This window comes from Occallatibacter gabretensis (assembly GCF_001449115.1).
Taxonomy (GTDB): Bacteria; Acidobacteriota; Terriglobia; order Terriglobales; family Acidobacteriaceae; genus Telmatobacter; species Telmatobacter gabretensis.
Genome location: NZ_LAIJ01000009.1, coordinates 428,055 through 447,258 on the forward strand (window position 1 = coordinate 428,055; position 19,204 = coordinate 447,258).

At 58.5% G+C, this 19,204-nt stretch carries 18 protein-coding genes; 5 read left to right on the forward strand and 13 right to left on the reverse strand.

Going from position 1 to position 19,204, the window contains the following annotated elements:
• Window positions 1–36 precede the first annotated feature (36 nt).
• On the reverse strand, window positions 37–1,299 hold the full coding sequence (locus tag VO84_RS08040; RefSeq protein ID WP_058187152.1) for an amino acid deaminase: 1,263 nt from the start codon (window positions 1,297–1,299) through the stop codon (window positions 37–39).
• A gap of 28 nt (window positions 1,300–1,327) precedes the next feature.
• On the opposite strand from VO84_RS08040, the gene VO84_RS08045 reads away from it, so the two are divergent.
• The 4 genes from VO84_RS08045 (at window position 1,328) to VO84_RS08060 (ending at window position 6,799) form a co-directional block, all read left to right on the forward strand.
• A complete protein-coding gene (locus VO84_RS08045) occupies window positions 1,328–2,791 on the forward strand; it encodes an N-acyl-D-amino-acid deacylase family protein (protein ID WP_058188657.1) in 1,464 nt (487 codons plus the stop codon).
• Window positions 2,784–4,136, forward strand: a complete 1,353-nt coding sequence (locus VO84_RS08050; protein ID WP_058187153.1) for a GntT/GntP/DsdX family permease — start codon at window positions 2,784–2,786, stop codon at window positions 4,134–4,136. The genes VO84_RS08045 and VO84_RS08050 overlap by 8 nt, the downstream gene beginning before the upstream one ends.
• Before the next feature lie 99 nt (window positions 4,137–4,235).
• Window positions 4,236–5,348: a lactonase family protein gene (locus VO84_RS08055; protein ID WP_058187154.1), complete on the forward strand. Its 1,113-nt coding sequence runs from the start codon at window positions 4,236–4,238 to the stop codon at window positions 5,346–5,348.
• A gap of 200 nt (window positions 5,349–5,548) precedes the next feature.
• Window positions 5,549–6,799: an O-antigen ligase family protein gene (locus VO84_RS08060; protein WP_058187155.1), complete on the forward strand. Its 1,251-nt coding sequence runs from the start codon at window positions 5,549–5,551 to the stop codon at window positions 6,797–6,799.
• Between the two features lie 227 nt (window positions 6,800–7,026).
• Here the strand turns inward: VO84_RS08060 and VO84_RS08065 are convergent, their stop codons facing one another.
• From VO84_RS08065 to VO84_RS08105, 9 genes are all read right to left on the reverse strand, one after another.
• Window positions 7,027–7,911 (reverse strand): cytochrome c oxidase assembly protein, encoded by an 885-nt coding sequence (locus VO84_RS08065; protein WP_197413955.1) that lies wholly within the window; start codon window positions 7,909–7,911, stop codon window positions 7,027–7,029.
• 2 nt (window positions 7,912–7,913) lie between these two features.
• Complete coding sequence (locus tag VO84_RS08070; protein WP_058187157.1) at window positions 7,914–9,377, reverse strand: cytochrome b N-terminal domain-containing protein; 1,464 nt, start codon at window positions 9,375–9,377, stop codon at window positions 7,914–7,916.
• A gap of 3 nt (window positions 9,378–9,380) precedes the next feature.
• Window positions 9,381–10,037 (reverse strand): QcrA and Rieske domain-containing protein, encoded by a 657-nt coding sequence (locus tag VO84_RS08075; protein WP_082661836.1) that lies wholly within the window; start codon window positions 10,035–10,037, stop codon window positions 9,381–9,383.
• Window positions 10,038–10,046: 9 nt separating this feature from the next.
• Window positions 10,047–10,838, reverse strand: a complete 792-nt coding sequence (locus tag VO84_RS08080) for a cytochrome c (protein WP_058187158.1) — start codon at window positions 10,836–10,838, stop codon at window positions 10,047–10,049.
• Window positions 10,835–11,728 carry a hypothetical protein gene (locus VO84_RS08085; protein ID WP_058187159.1) on the reverse strand — a complete coding sequence of 298 codons (894 nt, stop codon included), beginning with the start codon at window positions 11,726–11,728 and terminating at the stop codon, window positions 10,835–10,837. The genes VO84_RS08080 and VO84_RS08085 overlap by 4 nt, the downstream gene beginning before the upstream one ends.
• Window positions 11,725–12,318: a cytochrome c oxidase subunit 3 gene (locus VO84_RS08090; RefSeq protein ID WP_058187160.1), complete on the reverse strand. Its 594-nt coding sequence runs from the start codon at window positions 12,316–12,318 to the stop codon at window positions 11,725–11,727. The genes VO84_RS08085 and VO84_RS08090 overlap by 4 nt, the downstream gene beginning before the upstream one ends.
• A 24-nt stretch (window positions 12,319–12,342) precedes the next feature.
• The gene (ctaD, locus tag VO84_RS08095; RefSeq protein WP_058187161.1) at window positions 12,343–14,022 is read right to left on the reverse strand and encodes a cytochrome c oxidase subunit I; all 1,680 of its coding nucleotides are present in this window, start codon (window positions 14,020–14,022) and stop codon (window positions 12,343–12,345) included.
• Between the two features lie 28 nt (window positions 14,023–14,050).
• Window positions 14,051–15,082, reverse strand: a complete 1,032-nt coding sequence (coxB, locus tag VO84_RS08100) for a cytochrome c oxidase subunit II (RefSeq protein WP_231737837.1) — start codon at window positions 15,080–15,082, stop codon at window positions 14,051–14,053.
• 166 nt (window positions 15,083–15,248) lie between these two features.
• The gene (locus VO84_RS08105) at window positions 15,249–16,133 is read right to left on the reverse strand and encodes an aldo/keto reductase (protein WP_058187162.1); all 885 of its coding nucleotides are present in this window, start codon (window positions 16,131–16,133) and stop codon (window positions 15,249–15,251) included.
• 107 nt (window positions 16,134–16,240) lie between these two features.
• On the opposite strand from VO84_RS08105, the gene VO84_RS08110 reads away from it, so the two are divergent.
• The gene (locus tag VO84_RS08110) at window positions 16,241–16,735 is read left to right on the forward strand and encodes an NINE protein (protein WP_058187163.1); all 495 of its coding nucleotides are present in this window, start codon (window positions 16,241–16,243) and stop codon (window positions 16,733–16,735) included.
• 160 nt (window positions 16,736–16,895) lie between these two features.
• On the opposite strand, the gene VO84_RS08115 is transcribed toward VO84_RS08110, so the two are convergent.
• The 3 genes from VO84_RS08115 to VO84_RS08125 form a co-directional block, all read right to left on the reverse strand.
• Window positions 16,896–17,834: a hypothetical protein gene (locus tag VO84_RS08115; RefSeq protein WP_058187164.1), complete on the reverse strand. Its 939-nt coding sequence runs from the start codon at window positions 17,832–17,834 to the stop codon at window positions 16,896–16,898.
• A gap of 73 nt (window positions 17,835–17,907) precedes the next feature.
• On the reverse strand, window positions 17,908–18,195 hold the full coding sequence (locus VO84_RS08120; RefSeq protein WP_058187165.1) for a hypothetical protein: 288 nt from the start codon (window positions 18,193–18,195) through the stop codon (window positions 17,908–17,910).
• A 235-nt stretch (window positions 18,196–18,430) separates the two neighbouring features.
• Window positions 18,431–19,183 (reverse strand): DUF2461 domain-containing protein, encoded by a 753-nt coding sequence (locus VO84_RS08125; protein WP_058187166.1) that lies wholly within the window; start codon window positions 19,181–19,183, stop codon window positions 18,431–18,433.
• Between the last annotated feature and the right edge of the window lie 21 nt (window positions 19,184–19,204).

Genomic DNA, 19,204 nt, shown 5'->3' on the forward strand with positions numbered 1-19,204 from the left:
GGCGCGCGGCGCGCGCAGTTGCCTGGACGGTCAGTCCTAAAAGTACGTCTCCGCCACATCCACCACGTTATATTCGCTGTCCACAATCGGCAGCACGCGCCACTTGTCGAAAGTCAGGCACGGATGGCAGATGTCAAAACCAATCATGTCGCCTACGCGCACGTCATCCCCCGGCTCAATCACCAGAAAGCCATGCTGATCCATCAGCTTGCTCACCTCCCAGTGAGCAGGCGCGCGCGTCGGCGCCGCATCTCCTGGCCGATAGCGCAGCGCAGGTACCGGCAACCCTGAGTCAAAAGCCGCATCGCGCCGGCCCAAACCCACAATCGCCTTCTGAGCTTCAGGAACCGACTGCACATACGCCCACACATGCAATGCTGTCTCAAGCCCCGGCTGCAGTTTGTACGCCACAGGATTGGTCTTCTCCATCCTCAGCTGTGCCTGCCGGTAATTGCCCGCATCATGCGTCAGATAGCAACCCGGACGCAGCACAATCTCCGCATCTGTCAACTTCGATGCTGCCGTAAACTCCTCCGCCACTACGTCAAACCAGGCTGAACCTGCCCCTGTAAGAATCGGCCTGCCCGCAAAACGTCGCTCCGCGGCCAGCTTGGTCGTCACCTCGCATGCCCGCCGCAGAAACACACGAATCTCATCCTCTTCTTTCAGCACGCCCTCGTATACTTCCACGCCGCGCAGCGCCAGCGCACCCTTGTGCTTATCCAGCGCATGCAGCAGTTCCTGTAGCTGCGCCTCATTGCGAATCCCCGCGCGCCCGCCCTCCACGCCAAGCTCAATCAACACATTCAGCTTCTGCCCGGAGCCCGCAAAAAACGCACCCAACAACTCCACCTGCGCCGCCGAATCCACCAGGCAGTAAAACTCAAACTCCGCATTGCTCAGCAGCCGTGCAATGATATCCATATTCGGCTTGCCCACCAGTTGATTGGCCATCAGCACGCGGCGCACGCCATGCTCATACGCCACCAGCGCCTGCTGCGCCGTAGCCACCGTAATGGCCCACGCGCCCGCCTCCATCTGCATCGCAAAAAGCCGCGGAGCCATCGTCGTCTTGCCATGCGGAGCCAGCTTCACGCCATATTCGGCCATAAACTGCCGCATCCACTTGAGGTTATGCTCCAGCTTGTCGCGGTAGAGCACTGCCGTGGGCAGGCTCAGGTCCTCGCGCAGCAGGTTCCACCCGCGCTGGCCAATTTCTTCCAACGAAACCGGCTCAGAAAGCTGGCCGATACCTTTATTTAGCGGACTGATTTTACGCGAACCGATAAGTGAGCTCATGGGCACCCTTTATTCTAAAGGCATTGCGATGACGAACTGTGACCTCATTCTGCGCCGGGCGCGTGTCGTGGACGGCTCGGGCGGCGAACCGGAAATACTCGACGTTGCCATAGCCAATGGCCGCATCGCAGCCATCGCTCCCACGCTCTCTCTCACAGCCCACACAGTCATCGACGCCGAAGGCCTCGTCCTCGCCCCCGGCTTCATTGACACCCACACGCACGACGATACCAGCGTGATTGAGACGCCGGAGATGCTTCCCAAAATCTCGCAGGGCGTCACCACCGTAATCGTGGGCAACTGTGGCATCTCCGCCGCGCCTGTGCGCCTAAATCCTGATTATCAAAAAATAGGCCCGCCCGATCCCATGACCCTCCTCGGCCGCGCCGAATTCTTCCGCTATCCCACCTTCACTGCGTATGTAGACGCAATTGCCGCCGCAAAGCCCGCCGTCAACGTCGCCGCACTAGTCGGGCACACCGCCCTCCGCAGCAATGCCATGGATCGCCTGGACCGCGCCGCCACGGATGCGGAAATCGCTGCAATGCGCGCAGACCTGGAAGAGGCTCTCCATGCCGGAGCAATCGGTCTCAGCACCGGCCTTGCCTATGCCAACGCCAATGCCGCGCCAAATTCAGAAGTCCTCGCGCTCGCGCAACTTCTCACCTCAGCCCACGCCGTCTACACCACGCACATGCGCACCGAGACGGAAGCCATCCTCGACGCCATGCAGGAGGCCTTTGACGTTGGCCGCGAACATCATGTTCCCGTCATCGTCTCGCACCTCAAATGCGCCGGCATCGATAACTGGGGCCGCAGCGGGAAAGTACTTGAAGCCTTTGACGCCGCCCGAACGCATCAGCAAATCGCCTGCGACTGCTACCCTTACGCAGCCGGCTCCAGCACGCTCGACCTCAAGCAGGTAGACCCCCGCGTGAAAATCACCATCACGTGGAGCTCGCCACATCCTGAGGTCGCAGGCCAAACCCTCGCCGAGATCGCCGAGCAGTGGAGCCTTTCTCAACTCGACGCAGCGCGCCGCCTGCAACCCGCCGGAGCCATCTATCACTCCATATCGGAGACCGACATGCGAATGATCCTCGCGCACCCCGCCACCATGATTGGTTCCGACGGCCTGCCCCACGATCCGCGCCCGCATCCACGTCTCTGGGGAACCTTCCCGCGCGTCCTTGGCCGCTACAGCCGCGAAGAAAAGCTCTTCCCGCTCGCCACTGCTATTCATAAGATGACCGGCCTGCCCGCAGCACGCTTCGGCATTTCGCAGCGCGGCCTCATTCGCGAAAACTTCCACGCCGACCTGGTGCTCTTCAATCCAGAAACCATCCTCGACACAGCCACCTTCACCGATCCCGTGCGGCCTTCTCAAGGTATTCATTCCGTCTGGGTCAACGGCACGCTGACATATACCTCAACCGGCGCGACCGGCGAGCGCGCAGGCAAATTTCTGAAGCGGGAAGTAAGCAATGATTGACGCCCACGGCATCTATCTCCTCATCGCCGCCGCCGCCGCAGTGCTCGCGCTCATTCTGCTCGTCGCATGGGCCAAGCTCAATCCCTTCCTCAGCATTCTTCTCGTCTCTCTCTCTCTCGGCGGCGCAGCCAGAATGCCGTTCCCCACAATTCTTCGCTCCTTTGAAACCGGTCTCGGCAATACCCTCGCCCACATTGCAGTGGTTGTTGCACTCGGCACCATGCTCGGCAAAATGATGGCTGAATCCGGCGGAGCCACAGCCATCGCCAACCGCATCATCGACTGGTTTGGAGAGAAGCGTGTGCCATGGGCCATGATGGCCATCGGCTTTCTCGTCGGCCTGCCCGTCTTCTTTGAGGTGGGATTCGTTCTGCTGATTCCCATCGCCTTCACCGTCGCCCGCCGCACCAAAACCAATCTCGTCCTCGTCGCGCTCCCCATGCTCGCCGGCCTCTCGGTCGTTCACGGCCTCATTCCGCCGCACCCGGCAGCGCTTCTAGCCGCATCCATCTATAAAGCCAACGTAGGCCGAACTATCTTTTACGGCGTGCTCATCGGCCTGCCCACTGCCATACTTGCCGGACCCATCTGGGCGAAGATCATTGCGCCATTCATTCAGCTTCCGGAAGAAAATCGCATGGCCGCGGAGTTCGTCGAGCACAGTGAAGAGCAGGGCACACCGGGCTTCGCCATCACCGTCGCCACCATTCTTCTTCCTGTAGCGCTCATGATGCTCGGCAGTTGGGCCGACTCCATCTCGCCAGTCGGAAGCTCGTTGAACCAGGCGCTGCATCTTGTCGGCAATGACGATATCGCTCTCTTCCTCGGCGTGCTGGTCAGCTTTTATACTTTCGGCAAACGGCGCGGCTTCACGCGTGAAACCATTCTCCGCTTCACCAATGAGTGCCTCGCGCCCACGGCCACGGTAACGCTGCTTGTCGGCGCAGGCGGCGGTTTCGGCCGCATCCTGCAGGATAGCGGCGTCTCAGGCTCCATCGTTACCGTTGCAGTGGCAAGCCACGTGCCATTGATCCTCTTCGCCTGGCTTCTCGCCGCTCTCATGCGCCTCGCCACCGGGTCGGCCACAGTAGCCATGACTACAGCCGCCGGTATTGTTGCGCCTATCGCACTTCATACGCCAGGCGCGCATCCTGAGCTTCTCGCCATCGCCACCGGCGCGGGCTCGCTTATTTTCTCGCACGTCAATGATGGCGGCTTCTGGCTCGTCAAGGAGTACCTCGGCCTCAGCGTTCCACAAACCATCAAAACATGGTCCATCTGCGAGACCATCATCTCTGTCACTGCGCTCGTCTTTGCGCTCACTCTCTCGTTTCTTCCACTATGATCGAACCCGCTACAACAAGAGGCTCTGCTTATGAATCGAATCGTTTCTCGCCGCAACTTTTTACGCTCCGGAGCCATCGCAACTACAGGAGCCGCACTCATGCCTAAGGCATTTCCTGCTTCGCCATCGCAACGCGCTTACGTTGGCACGTACACCGGCTCTGACAACCACGGTGAAGGCATCTACATTTTTGACCTGGATCCCGCGACCGGCGCTCTCAAGAACCGCAAGCTCGCAGCCACCACAACAAGCCCGTCATGGATCGCACTTCATCCCAACAAGCGTTTCCTCTATGCCGTCAATGAAGGCGATAAGTCGGGCTCTGTCACAGCCTTCGCGGTGGATGCTGCTTCAGGCGCACTTCGTCAGCTCAATGCAGTAAGCTCTCATGGCTCCGCACCATGCCACCTTAGCTTTGATCCCAGCGGCAAATTCGCGCTCGTCGCCAATTATGTCTCAGGCACCATCGCCGTGCTGCCCATCAAGCCCGATGGCTCACTCGGCGAAGCCACTGATGTGCAGACGCACACAGGCGTTGCCGGTGCGCCCAACGGCGCAACCCACGCGCCTAAAGGCAGCTTTACCACCATCGGCCATGACGCTCCGCACGCGCACTTCATCCAGCCTGACGTCAAAGGCCATTTCATCCTCGCCGTCGATCTAGGCCAGGACCGCATCTACACATACCGCCTCGATTCCGCTGCGGGAAAACTTGCTCAGCAGACCACCACATCGATTCCCACCGGCGACGGCCCACGCCATCTCGCCTTCCATCCCAACGGCGAATGGATCTATGCGATTACCGAGCAGGCTTCCACCGTCATCTTCTTCCAATACGATCAGAATTCCGGCTCGCTCACCTCGCAGCAGACCGTCTCCGCACTGCCGGAAGGCTTTGCCGGAAGCAGTTACGGCTCGGAGATTTCCATGCACTCCAACGGTAAATGGCTCTATGTTACTAACCGCCTGCATGATTCCATCGGAGCGTATTCCATCGGCGCTGACGGCCATCTCACGCACATTGGCCACGTGCCAACCCTCGGCGACTACCCGCGCCACACCAACATCGATCCCACCGGCCGCTACTTCTTCGTCTGCAATCAGAAAGGCGACAACGTCACCAGCTACCGCATCAACCCGCAGACCGGCGCTCTCACATCCACCGGCCATTACACAGCCGCCGGAACGCCCGCCTGCATTATCTTTGCGTGATCAACTCTGCACGGGTGCCCTACGTCTCGTCGGAGATCCGCTTTCGGCGGTCGAGCGCACCCCATTTAGCGGCGACAGTGCCTCTTCGCTTTCGGCCTATATCGCTTAACGAAAATGACTATTAAATGACATTCGCTTGTTGTCGTCTCAATTAGATTTTCTATAAAAGGCCTTCTACGCGCTTTCGGTGCCCGCTTGCAATGAGCGAACCTACGAACATTCCGGCAGAACAGCCATCTGGCCTGGCATATTTTTATGGGCTTTATTTAGGGTTTCGTCTATTCATCATAGTGCTGGTTGCAGTGCTGGGAGTCATTCCGCAAGCCGGTGTCGTGTGCGATCTTGCCATTGGCTTTCTCCTGTTTGCCGTTGTCATGTTTCGCTGCCTGGGAGAACCTCGGCATGACCTTCAGTTGCTGAGGATCAGCTCCTCTCGATGGGCAATTCTTTTTCTTTTGTTCACGGGCTGCAGTCTGGCGTGGAGCGTTACCTCTTCCGTGCCCGCAGCCGTGGCATTCTGGTGCGCCATGGCGGCCAACAGCGGCGTGGTCGTTCTTCTTATGCGCACGCAATCTGTGAAATCCGTCGCGCAGGGACTGCTGAAGGGGTTCGCGCACGGTGCCTGCATGGTGGCCATCGTTGCATGGATGCTGCCAAGCACGGACGACAGCCGATTAGGATACGACGGCCTGGTTGGCACCAACAACATCGGGTATCTCTGTGCCTTTGCATTCTACTGTGCACAGTACCTGGTTATTGTTCGCAAGGAAAAACATCTATTCGCATTGCTGGTGCTGGGCATGACCATGTTCCGCAGCCTCAGCAAAACAACTATCATTGCGTTTTTCGTCAGCCAGGCCTTTCTTCTGTTTGCGAATAACGCCATACCACGACGTAAACGAATCCAGATTGCACTGATAGCGCTGGTACTTGTCCTGCCGTTCTGGACGTTGCTGTCGTCCTATATCGACAACTATGCATCAAGCGCCCAGCCAGAAAACCTCACAGGACGTCTCGGAATATGGATCATCTTGATCTCTAACGGCATCGAAATGCCTTTGCTTGGACACGGCTTTCATTCAGTTTGGCAAGTCATTCCGCCCTATGGCCCGGATCAGTTTGAGGTCCGCCACGCGCACAACGAGCTTGTCCAGCAGTTTTACTCCTATGGAGCCATGGGCATCATTTTGTTTTGCGGTATCTACACCAGTTTCTTCCTGCAAGTCCGCAAGCTTCCGCGTAGTCCACTGCGAAGTTTTCTCTTTAGCCTACTCATCTTCGTGTTGATTCGCGGATTAGCTGATACAGAAACTTTCGACTTTTCGCTGCCGATGTGGATGATTCTGTTATTCAGCGTTCTTATGCGAGAGGAAAGGGAAGAAAACTGCATTGTCAGTCAGGCTGAAGCGACTAACGATTCAGGCGGACATCTATTGCATCCGGCAACGTGACGAACACTCATCCCATCTGACATGAGTCAGGCAATGTCGTGACAAGCTCTCTATGTTTTGAGGTTCGTCCTATAGAAGAAGTCTGGCCGTCACCGTTTCAGTGATTCGGGACCACGTACACCCAAAAGCAGGAATCAGAATCGCACGGCATCCCGGATGAATAACCACAAACCGTCAATTACTGGTTGATCAACATCTCCGCACAGCTTCAGCGTGGACGATGCTGCCTAGTCCTGAGACGCTGGCCGAAAGTGCGCTCGGATGAATTTGTGCCTCGGCTGTAATAACTGAGCTGTCACCACCACCGCCGGCACAAGAAACACCAGGGAATTTACCACCCACATTCCCGCACCCGCCGCCGCCTGATCCTGCATCGCCGTCATCCGCGTTATGCGCTCCGCCTCCGCATAGCTTGGATATAAAACCTTCCCCGCAAAGACCAGCGCCGCTGACAGCACAGTGTTCAAAATATCTGCACTCAAGAGATAGGGAATCACGGTCCATCGCGGCCAGTGTGATTTCGCCGGCCATGGAGCCAGCACCACCCACCAGAACGCAAGTGACGTAGCAAAAAAACACAAGTGCTCTATCTCATGAATGCGCTCATTGCGCACTGCCGTCTCAAAAGCTGCAGGAATATGCCAGCCTAAATACGCAGCATTCATCGCCAGCCATACCACCGCCGGATGCAGCACAAATCGCGCCACTGCATGAATCCACCGCGCCCGCAGCAGCGGCCCCACCACACCGCGAACAAACACACGCGGCAATCCCCGTAGCATAGGAACCACAGGCGCGCCCAGAATCATCAGTGGAGGTGCAACAGACATGAGAATGAAGTGCTGCAGCATGTGTGCCGAAAGCAGCGCATCGTCGAGCGCCTCAATCGGCGAGGCCAGCGCCATCCACATTGAACTTATCCCAGCCGCAAACGCAACCACACGCCACGCGGGCAGCTCGCGCTCCCGCCTCTTTCGCAGCGTCCACCATCCGCGCAGATACACAATGAGCGTCAGCGCAAGCCCGAAGAAGGGAAGCAGAGGAAACGACCACCCATGTACAAGGGCATCGCCAATCGAGTGAACCTCGTCGGCGTCCAGCCAAACAGCCATCGTCATTTTGTATTCATCGCCACCACGCCGCGCGAAGCATCCACAGCCGGCGGTTGATAGTGTGGTCGCAGCGTCTTAAGATAAGCCACCAGCGCCGTTGTCTCCGCCGGCGAGAGCGCCGCACCATAAGCAGGCATATTACCGCCCCCCTGCAGCACCTGCCGGATCAGTTGATCCTCCGTCAGCCGCGTAGCCACAGTATCGAGCGCCGGTCCGCGCTGGCCGCCGAGTCCGCCAAGCTGGTGGCAGTTACGGCACTGCTTCTGTTGAAGAACATTCGCGCCCTGCCGCTCCAGCGGCGTGCGATTGTGCAGCAGTTCTACCGGAATCGGCGCACCGCTCCACGCATTCATGATCGGGCTCCATGGCGTGTACGTGCCGAGATGCGTAAACACGCCAAAGCAGATGGCGATGAACATCACGCTGAAGACTGCCACCGGCCTGCGCCACCAGCTCTTTTCACCCACGCCCGCCACAAACGGCAGCGCTACAAGGATCGCCACTGCAATCGGCGGCACAATCAGCAGAAACGGCGTCTCGAGCTCCGGCGGCAGGAAGGAAAGCACCGTGTAAAGCCACAGGAAGAAGAAATCCGGCTTGGGCACGGTGGCAATAATCGTAGGATCGGGTGTGCCTGTCGGTCCGTATGGCCCAAAGACCGCTGCGCACACCGCTACGGCGAAGAGAATGGCCGCGGAAAATACCAGATCTTTCCAGACTGCGCCGGGCACAAACGGCAATCCGTCTTTATGTGCCAGCTCGGTGTATTCGGCGATATATGTTTCGCGACGCACAATGCGCCCCGGTGTAGGCCACTCATTGATACCGAGCTTCAGCACCATCCATACATGCATCGCTGTGAATGCTAAAAGCGTGCCGGGAATCACAAACACATGCAAGGCGAAGAAGCGCGTCAGCGTTGCCCCGTTAATCATCGGTCCGCCCAGCATCAGATGCACCAGCGGCCCCCCAATGAACGGCACACGCCCCATGATGGATGCGCCAATTCCCAGTCCCCAGTAGGAATCCTGATCGAAGCGCAGAACCTGCCCCGTGAACGCCATACCCAGCGTCATGAGCAGCATGAAAACGCCCAGCACCCAGGTCAGCTCGCGCGGATATTTGTGTGCGCCAAACAGAAACACCTGCGCCATGTGGATGAGCACCACGGCGACCATGAAGTTTGAGCCCCAGCCGTGCATGGCGCGCAGAAACCAACCCAGCGGAAGATCGTGATTGAGCACCTGCAGTGAGTCCCACGCATGCGCAGCCGATGGCGCATACACGAGCCCGAGCAGAATGCCAGTCACAATCTGCAGCATGAGCAGCACAAAGCTGGCCGAGCCGAAGACGTACCACCAGCTCGCCGTCTTGCGCGGAACCGGGTGCATGATTTCGTGCTTGATCGGCCCTTCGAGCTGTAGCCTGTGCTCCAGCCAGTCGTAGATGTTCTTGTACCAGGCCATGCTTTACCCTCTCGGCGACTCGTACGGATTGGGCTTGTAGGGTTCAATCGTCTTGACGATGTTTGCCAGCGCCTTCTCGGCAGGCTCTTGCGGCCACTCGCCGCCCGAGCACGGACCGTCAGCGGATGCGCGATTGCTCAGCGTGGGAATCTGTCCCGCGTCAATCAACAGCTTGCCGTTGTCGAGCTTCACTTCATAGGTAAACAATCCCCGCTCCGGCGGTCCCGATGCCCGGTTTCCATCCGCGTAATACACGCCGCCATGGCAGGGGCACATAAAAAGCTGTGACTCCTTGAACCACCGCACCGGGCAGCCCAGATGTGCGCAGTTAATGGCAAAGACCGTGAAGTCGCTCGCGCCCGAGCCGGTTCCTGTGCGCCGCACGTACGCAGGCACCTGCGCCGTCGCGCCATCCCACGAGTTCGAAAATGGATTCTGAAATGACACAAGCTTTGTCTCGCCCGCGGCAAAATCGTCCGCGCTGCCCAGCGCGATCCACTGCAGATATTCCTTGCGCTTGATCACGGGCCCTAGCAGGTACGCCACTACAGGCGTGGCAATTGCCAGCGCCACTGCCGCATTCAGCGCAATGCCAACCTTCATCAGAAATGTGCGCCGCGATAAGTCTTCCGCAGCACCCGCTACAGGATGCTCATCCATTTGTTTCCCTCACTGTTTCACAGGGTTTGGCGTGGGTATACGCGCTGGCCCCTGTTGCCCGGCCCCCGGATAGGGCTGGCCGGGTGTTGCGGGCTTCTGCGCCATCAGCCACGCGGTCACATCCGTAATCTCGTCCTCAGACAGTGCCCGGCCTTTCACCAGTCCGCGCCAGTCCGGCATTCCCAGATCAGGCCGTCCTGCAATCACCGTTGTGCGAATCGTCTGCTCATTCACAAGCGCCAGGAATGACCCATCGCGAATCGATCCTCCCTGCGCAGGCTTCTGCGGTGCTGCTTCATGGCACTGCGCACACGCCGTCTGATACGCCTGTTCACCCTTTGCCGCATCACCGGCGTGCGCTGCCTTGTACGCCGGAGCATTCTGCCCTGCGAGTACATTGCCTTTATTCCAGCGTGCGCGCAGGCCTGCCACAATCGCGTCAATCTGCTGCTCTGTCAGCATCCCGCCCTGCTTCGTACCAAAGGCAGGCATCAGCGTTCCAGGTTCGCCATTCGCGATCACATCGCGCAGCGTCGCGTCGTCTACAAGTGACTGATATGTAGGGTTGGCGAGATTCATCGCGCTGCCGTTCTGCCCGTTCGCGCCATGGCATCCGGCGCAGTTCGATCCATAAAGCGTGTCAAAGTTTGTGACCTGCTCCGGCCGCGGAACCTCAGGTCCTTCACCGGGCTTTCCCGGCAATCGACAGCCTGCGAATGGCAATGTAGCGGTGAGTAGCAAAACCGCGCAGAACGCAAACCGGGCGGAGAACATGATGGACAGCATGGAGCGGGTCTTCATTCCTTGCCGTCTCCCTTTTGCCCGGACTCATGCCCAGACTGGTGCTCGCCATGCTCGTGCATCAAGCCCGGCGTCTCCACGCCCAGCCGTACAGCCAGGGGAAGCTGCGCCAGCCGCTTCAGCTTGCCCAGCCGCGTCACCACGTAGCCGGCTACCAGGCCAAAGACCACCTGCGATAACGCAAATGAGGGCCAATCGATGCGGTTCTGCAGGAATGGATTTACCAGCCCCAGAACGCTATGGAGCAGACCTGTCCACAGCACAGGCGCAATGATTCCGCCCAGTAGAATCGGGCGTTTCGGCCACACCGGCAATAGAGCGCCATATAGAACGCCCACTAGCAGGGTCGTCGCGCCCTGAATAATATTCGCCGTTACAAACGCGCTCAGCCGGAACTGGCTCATTTCGGCCACAGTGGGATTGATCCAGTCGCCCACGCCCGCGCCGCCCAGCAGATTCACGATGTACCAGACGCTATGGAAGCGCAGAATCCCGTAAATCTCCGCTGGAATCACCATCGCAATTCCGCCGGCAATGCCGCCATAAATTCCGCTTGAAATCGGAAGGGTCTCAAGCGGCAGCTGCGCCCTGTGCCGTTCGCTTACCTCAATGCGCGATACCTTTTCGTGCATCGGCACATAGTGCATAATCTCGATTGCCACGGGCACATCCTCATGCGCCTCGCGCGGCAGTACATTGCGGAACCATCCCGCAATCGACACAACCGCCAGCACACCGCCCAGCACACCAATCCACGGGCTCATCACCAGCGATGCAAAAACCAGCACCAGCCCCAGCGCCATCAGAAACGGAAACGCCGTCGGCGCAGGCAGATGCACAACGCCCGGTGTCGCGCCCGCGCCAGGATCGGAATGAGGAATCTCGGTCATCGGCCTATCCAGTAAACAACGGTAAAGACAACCAACCACACGGCATCCACAAAGTGCCAGTAAAGCGCCAGAACCTTCACGCGCTTGGCATGAGCCGGCTTTAATGCGCCTGTCAGAGCAAACACTGCGGTCACCAGCATCATCAGCAGGCCCGCAATGACGTGCGAAGCATGCAGGCCCACCAGTGCGTAATACGTCGTTCCGAATAAATTCGTGCTGATAGTGAGATGATCTTCCACAATCAGCTTGCGCCATTCTGCAGCAGTGCCGTAGAGAAAAATTGCGCCCAGCGCCATCGTCACCAGCCACCACACGCGAAACGCCAACATCTTTCCATGCTCAATGGCGTGCTCGGCCAGCACAATAAACAAACTGCTTGAAAGCAGGCAGACCGAGTAGAACCACGGAACCTCCAGCACCTGCTTAGGCGTCGGTCCGCTCGTGTCGCGGCCAATGTAGAAGAGATAGGCCACCACGAAGATCGTGAAGATCGCGCTTTCAGCAATGATCAGGCAGGTCATGCCGATAACGCCCTTCGAGGGCTGCCACTCCTGCTCGCCTTGCCCGTGTTGTATCGCCGCGCTACTCATCCAGTCCCCTAGTCCCTGTCTTTATCAATCAAACGCCGAATCCGGATCTTCCGGATGCTTCAAATCCCATAGCGGCCTGCGGCTCTCAACCACCGGCTCCCTGGCAAAGTTGTAGACTGGCGGCGGTGAGGCCGTTGACCACTCCAGCGTCCATGCATCCCACGGATCAGGCCCCGCATGCGGCCCCTTGAAGTACGACCACACCATGTTGATCACAAAGAGCAGAATCGCAATTCCCTGAATGCCCCCGCCAATCGAGACCAGCATGTTCAGCGTGCCCCAGCCGCGGTCTGCACCGTAGGTGTAGATCCAGCGCGGCATTCCGAGCAGGCCGGGGATGTGCATCAGGTCGAAGGTCATGTGGAAGCCAATCACCATCAACCAGAAGTGCCACTTGCCCATGCGCTCATCCAGCATCCGCCCCGTCATCTTTGGATACCAGTAATAGAGCGCCGAGAAGATCATGAAGATAATGGCGCCCACCAGCACGTAGTGGAAGTGCGCCACCACAAAGTAGGTGTTATGCAACTGCCAATCCCACGCGGAAATGCTCAGCATGATGCCCGTCAATCCGGCAATCAGGAACTGAAAGAGAAATCCGATCGCAAAAAGCATCGGCGTCTGGAAGCGGATTCTGCCACCCCAGAGCGTTGCCAGCCAGTTGAAGATCTTGATGCCCGTCGGAACACTTACCAGCATGGTGGAAAGCGTGAAGAACGCATTGCCATACGATGTCATGCCGATGGTGAACATATGGTGCGCCCACACGCTCAGGCTGATGAAGGCAATACCCACGCTTGCCGCCACCATCGCCGGATAACCGAAGATGGCCTTGCGCGAGAACACCGGAATAATCTCGTTTGCAAAACCGAATGCCGGCAGCACCAGCACGTACACTTCCGGATGCCCGAAGATCCAGAAGAAGTGCGCCCACAGTATGGCCGATCCGCCCGCCTGCGTATCAAAGAAGTGTGCGCCCAGATAGCGGTCCATCATCAGCATGGCCTGCGCGGCAGTCAGCGGGCTGATCGCCACCAGCGTGAGAAACGACATGGTCGCATAGATCCACGCCAGCAGCGGAAGCCGCATCAGCGTCATGCCTTTGCACCGCATGCAGAAGACTGTGGCGAGAATGTTGATGGAAGTTCCAATGCTTCCAATGCCGTTGGCCAGAATCGCGACTGTCCAGTAGTCGATCGTGTGTCCCGGCGAGAAGGCGCGCTCTGTCAACGGAGCATAGGCAAACCAACCTACATCTGGTGCCGTGCCGGTGCCCGGCAGGCCCGATCCACCAATAAAGCTGAAATATAAAAGCATTCCTGCAAAAGCGCTGAGCCAGAAGCTGAAGGCATTCAGCCGAGGAAACGCCATATCGCGCGCGCCAATCATCAGCGGTATCAGGTAATTTCCAAACCCGAAGAGAATCATCATGCCCACGAGAAACACCATCGTGGTGCCATGCATGGTGAACATCCGGTTGAAGGTCTGCGGAGAGAGAAAATGCAGATTCGGCGCGGAAAGCTGAATGCGCATCAGCAGCGCCTCCACGCCTGCGATTACCAGGAACAAGAGCGCATAGACGATGTACATGATCCCAAGCTTCTTGTGATCCACCGTCACAATCCAGCTATGGATCGTCTCCAGATACGTGCCGCGCTCGCTCGCTACAGCTCCGCTCGGTATCGGGATTGTCGTTTCAGACATCGTCCTCAACCTCTCACTTCCCCAGCCTCTACTTCAGTGTCTGCAGGTATGCCGTAATCTGTGCGTACTGCTTCTCGGTCAGATGCATTGCCGGCATCAGCGATCCGGTTTTGTAATCATCCGGATTCGTAATCCATCCCTTCAGATTCCCCGGCGTATTATCCATCGCACCCGCTGCCAGCGTCGCCCGGCTCATCAGGTGCGTCAAATCCGGTCCAAAGCGTCCATTCGCCACCGTGCCCGACACTGTGTGGCAGTTGATACATGCCTGCTGCTCAAAGACCCGCTGTCCCGTTGGCGCATCGATTGCATCGCCTGTACTGTTTGCTCCGCTCGCCGGAAGCTCCACTGCTGCCTTCTGCTGGCCTGCAATCCACTTTGCAAAATCCTCCGGCGTGTCTACGCTCACCCGCAGCAGCATCTTGGCATGCTGCGTTCCGCAGAACTGCCCGCACTGGCCCAGATACAAGCCCGGTTTGGCCGGATCAATCCACATCTCATTCACGCGATTCGGCAGCATGTCGGTCTTGCCGCCCAGTTGCGGAATCCAGAAGCTGTGAATCACGTCCGCACTCGTCAGCTTGAGATACGTCACGCGGCCTGTCGTTCCCTGGCCAACAGGGATATGCAGCTCATTCGCCGCCGTAATGTTGTACTGCGGATAGTGATACTCCCACCAGAACTGGTGCCCCACCGCCGTCACATCCAGCGCACTCGCAGGCTTCGGCGCATCCTGCACGCTGAAAAGCACCCGCGCAGTGCCCAGAAACAGCACTGTCACAATCAGAATCGGAATAATCGTCCACGAAAGCTCAATCTGCATGGAGCCAAAAACCTGCGGAGGCTCCGCCACATCATCAGCTCGCGCGCGGAACTTGACCAGCGCATAGACCAGCAGTGCACCGACAGCTACAAAGATCGCCGCTGTAATCCCCAGGACAAAAAACGCGAGCCCATTCACTTCGCGCGCAGGGGTCGATTGCGTCGAGAAGATGGAAGTGGAAGGCGACGCAGCAGCCATCACCGGCCATAGAACCAGCGCCGTGGCGACAAACTTCAATCGTCGGATGAAAACACGCGATATCACTCGGAGTTCACTATCCATGATTCAAGGAACGTTTAAGTTCAAGAGATGAACAAATTTGATGCGTGCCGCCATCCTGCACTGCATCCGGCTCAGTATGAGAATCCTAACCCTGACATCCCGGCGCGTAAAGACTAAATATTCATGGTAGTTCAGTAATAGCATTATTTAGTTGCAACCATTCCCGGTCAGTGATACGCATCACACCGGCTTTCACATTTTCTTCAAGATGGGCCACCTTGCTCGTCCCCGGAATCGGCAGCATCACCGGCGAGCGATGCAGCAGCCAGGCCAGCGCAATCTGCGCCACGCTCAGCCCATGGCGCTCTGCCATTTGCGCGGCCACGCTTGCAGCAGGGTGTTCGGCTTGCAGCAGTTTGCCGCCCGCCATCGGATACCACGGCAAAAATCCAATCCCGCGCCCTTCGCACCACATCAGCGTCTCTTCGTGCCGCCGGTCTGCCAGCGAGTAGTGGTTCTGCACCGTCACAATCGGTACAATTTTTTCCGCCTCTTCAATCTGCTCCGGCGTTACCTCACTCAACCCAACGTGCCGAATCTTGCCCTGCTCCTGCATTTGCTTCAGCGCGCCCAAACTCTCCTCCAGCGGAGTCCGCGGATCAATCCTGTGCAGCTGATACAGCTCAATCCGCTCCACCTTCAGCCGCCGCAAACTCATCTCCACGCATTGAATCAGGTAACCCGCGCGGCCCACATATTCGGTCTTCGCCGGCCCCTGCCGCGTAATGCCGCCCTTGGTCGCAATCACCAGCCCTGCCGGATAAGGGTGAAGCGCCTCGCAGATCAGCCGCTCGGCAATCTCCGGCCCGTAGGCATCCGCCGTGTCAATCAGGTTTACGCCAAGCTCCACCGCACGCCGCAGCACCTGTCTTGCCGCCGCAGCATCCTCCGGCTCGCCCCACGCGCCGTCACCCACCAGCCGCATCGTGCCATAGCCCAGCCGGCGCACGCGCAAATCGCCGCCAATCAGAAACTCACCACTCGCCGCCGCCGAAATCTCTGTCATCGCATCTACGATGCTACCGCGCCCAATTCTGCTCGTAGCCCGTGAACCATTTCCCCCCTCCGCGCGTAATATCTTTCGTAGCAACGAATCGCAGTCAGGAGCAGCCCATGAGCAGCCTTTACTATTCCGCCCCGTATTCCAATCTCGAGACGGTCTTTTATCAGCAGTACCAGGCCACGCGGCGCGATGAAGTAGTAGGCGTTCTGCTGGCGCTCTTTCTAGGCGGCTTCGGCGCGCACCACTTCTACCTGGGCCGCATCGGGCTCGGCATTCTCTATCTCTGCTTCAGCTGGACGGGGCTTACCTGGATCCTCGGCTTCATTGAGTGCTTCTTCATGCCCGGCCGCGTCCGCGAGTTCAACGCCATCCAGGCCGCAGGCATCGCCGCCGCGCTCGGCATTGGCGTACCGCAAGGATGGGGCTATCCCGTCAATGTAAATGTCTATACGCAGCAGCCCGCCGCCGCTACCGTAGGTGGAGTCGCACCGGCTCCGGTTTCCACGATGGCTTTGTCCACGCTAGTCGCCTGCCCGCGATGCCGCAACGCCAACCCACCCGGCTCCCGCTTCTGCGGCGGCTGCGGACACGCCCTCGAAGGATAGCGAACGGGGAATTGAAAACCCGCAGCTTCATCACCGGCCACGGCACAAACACGGCATAAATAGAAAGGCGCGATTTGCATTCACGAACCGCACCTTTGTTTTTCTAGTCCCTTAGTCCCTATTCCCTAAGTCCCTGTAATTTGCGCGCTCCGCGCGCAAATTACATATTCGCTTCGCCCGCCCGCATGCTCTCGTTGAAGTGCGGCTTGGTGAAGTTCAATCCGGCCTCGAGAGCCGCCTTGAACTCCGGCGCACGTTCCAGCAGCGTGGGCGTGGGCGCGGCAAACTCGCCATCTATGGTGAGCAGCCCTTCGCCCGCCTCGTGGCTTGCCATACGCAGCAGGTCGGCTTCAGTCGTGTTCAGGTACTGCGCATCCTGCGGATCAGCAATCCACACCGGCTTATTCTCACCCAGCACACCGCTCAGCCAGTACACCTTGCTCAGCAGGTATTGCAGCCGCTCGGTGTCGTTGGTATCTGTAAAGACAAACTGCTTATGCCAGCGGCTGTAAAAGCGAGTCGTCACAAAGACTGGCTGGCGATTGCCCGACTTCAAAAACTCAAGCTGTCCCAGGTCCAACGTCTTGCGGACAGCGTTGTACACAAACGACTCCGCATAGGGCTGCTCCATCGCCGGAACGATCTCGGCAAACGTCACCGTCACGCTCGCAGCCAGCTTCACGTGCAGTGTCTCCGCTCCGCCGTCAGCCAGACGCATCTCACCATGCACAATGTAGGTGTCCGCGCCCGAAGTGGACAGGTGGAACGGCCACGCAAACTTACTCAGCGAAACAGGCAGGCCGCCCAGCGTCACATAACACTCGGGCCGCGGATTCCTCAGCCGTTTAGCCGCCGCCGCCAGGTGCGCCGTCAGCCCATCAGCCAGCCCGGCCTTCGCCGGATCAAATCCCTCGCTCAGCTCAAGCTGCAGCGTTCTGCCCTCGGCCCCGGAAACAGCCCCGGGCGCCGCCAGCACAAACACCGCCGTGGGCTCGTCGTGAAAATCCTTGCCTTGGCTGATCGATGAGACTGTTAGCCCAGCCTTGGCTGCGGCTGCTTCCAGAGTTTTGACAAGAGACGACTGCGATGCAACGGTCATAAGAAGCAAATCCTGCTGTGAAATCGGTACCCTTCCAGTCTAGTGCATTGGCGCACACGGGATCGCACCAGTTTCACCCCGCGTTCGGCACCCAGATCTTTTCCGCCTTCACAATCATGGCGTCAGCAGGCAGAGGAATCACTTCCTCGGAGCTGGCAAAGAATGCCAGGCCTTTGTAGCTTGTCAGGTATTGATACTTGTGTTTGAAAAATCCTCCGTCCGCTGTAACCACCAAAGGCTCCTGCACCTTTGCCAAAATCTTCTGAAACTCCTCCGCCTCAACAAAGACCACCGTGCCTGCGGCCTTGATAGCGTTCGCCATCGCCGCCGCCGCTGCTGCTGCTCCTGCTGCTGCACCCATATTTTTCCTCCTGCCAATAGAATGTTCGCAGATCCTGCCAGGAACCCAGGCAGCCGGGTGCCTCATCCTTGGAGCAGTTTCATCGCACCACCGGGTCCCCAGCGCGCGATTTTTGTGCGATTCCCCAGCCGCACCACAAAAGCCGGGTGCACCATTCGTGCGGCGTCTCTGTTCCGTGTCGCCGGGTGGAATAGCACTCTCGCTTCCCTTCCGCAATCGAGCTAAAAACTAAGGGCTAAAAGCCGCTACCCAGCCCAAACAAAACCTTCTTCTTCGGCTTCAACGCCGCCTCAATTGGCGCATTCAGCGCATCCACCATCGGCGTCGCCAGCTTGAAATACCTGATCAATGTCGCCGCAAGATTCTTATCCAGAGCCGTCTCCGCGGGCAGCGTCGCACCCAGCCCCCACTGCCGGCATTTGATCAAATCCATCCCCGGGTGCTCGGCAGGAAATCCCTTTGGAGGCCGCGTCAACGCATTCCCGTCGAACTCAGTGAAGTGCCTGCGCACGTTAGGCTTTTGGAGAAGCTTTCTGAACGATTCGTGATTCTCCAGCAGCCAGTTCCGTATCGCCGCCAGCTGATCCTTCTCCGGCATATACGCACCCGCGGCAATCACCACTTCCTTGGCGCTCACGTGAAAGTAGTACCCCGCGCCGGATGTCTTCTCCAGCCCTTGATGCGACCACCACGCCGCCACATGTGTCTTGTAAGGCCGTTTGTCGGAGGCAAACCGCGTGTCCCGATAAATCCGAAACAGGCTCTTCTCCGCCGGCCGCACGTGCTGCGGCGCAAACTCCAGCATCGCCTCCGTCACCTTGCGAACAACGGCGAGCATCGGCTCCTTCAGCTCCGCCTCAAAAGTAGCCTTGCGAGGCTGAAACCACTCGCGATCGTTATGCCGCGCGAGGTTGCGCAAAAACTTCAGCGCCTCCGGTCGGAAGTAAGGAACAGCAGGCTCGGAAGCAGTTTTCACGGTACGTGACATAGTACAGGCAGGCTAACAAAA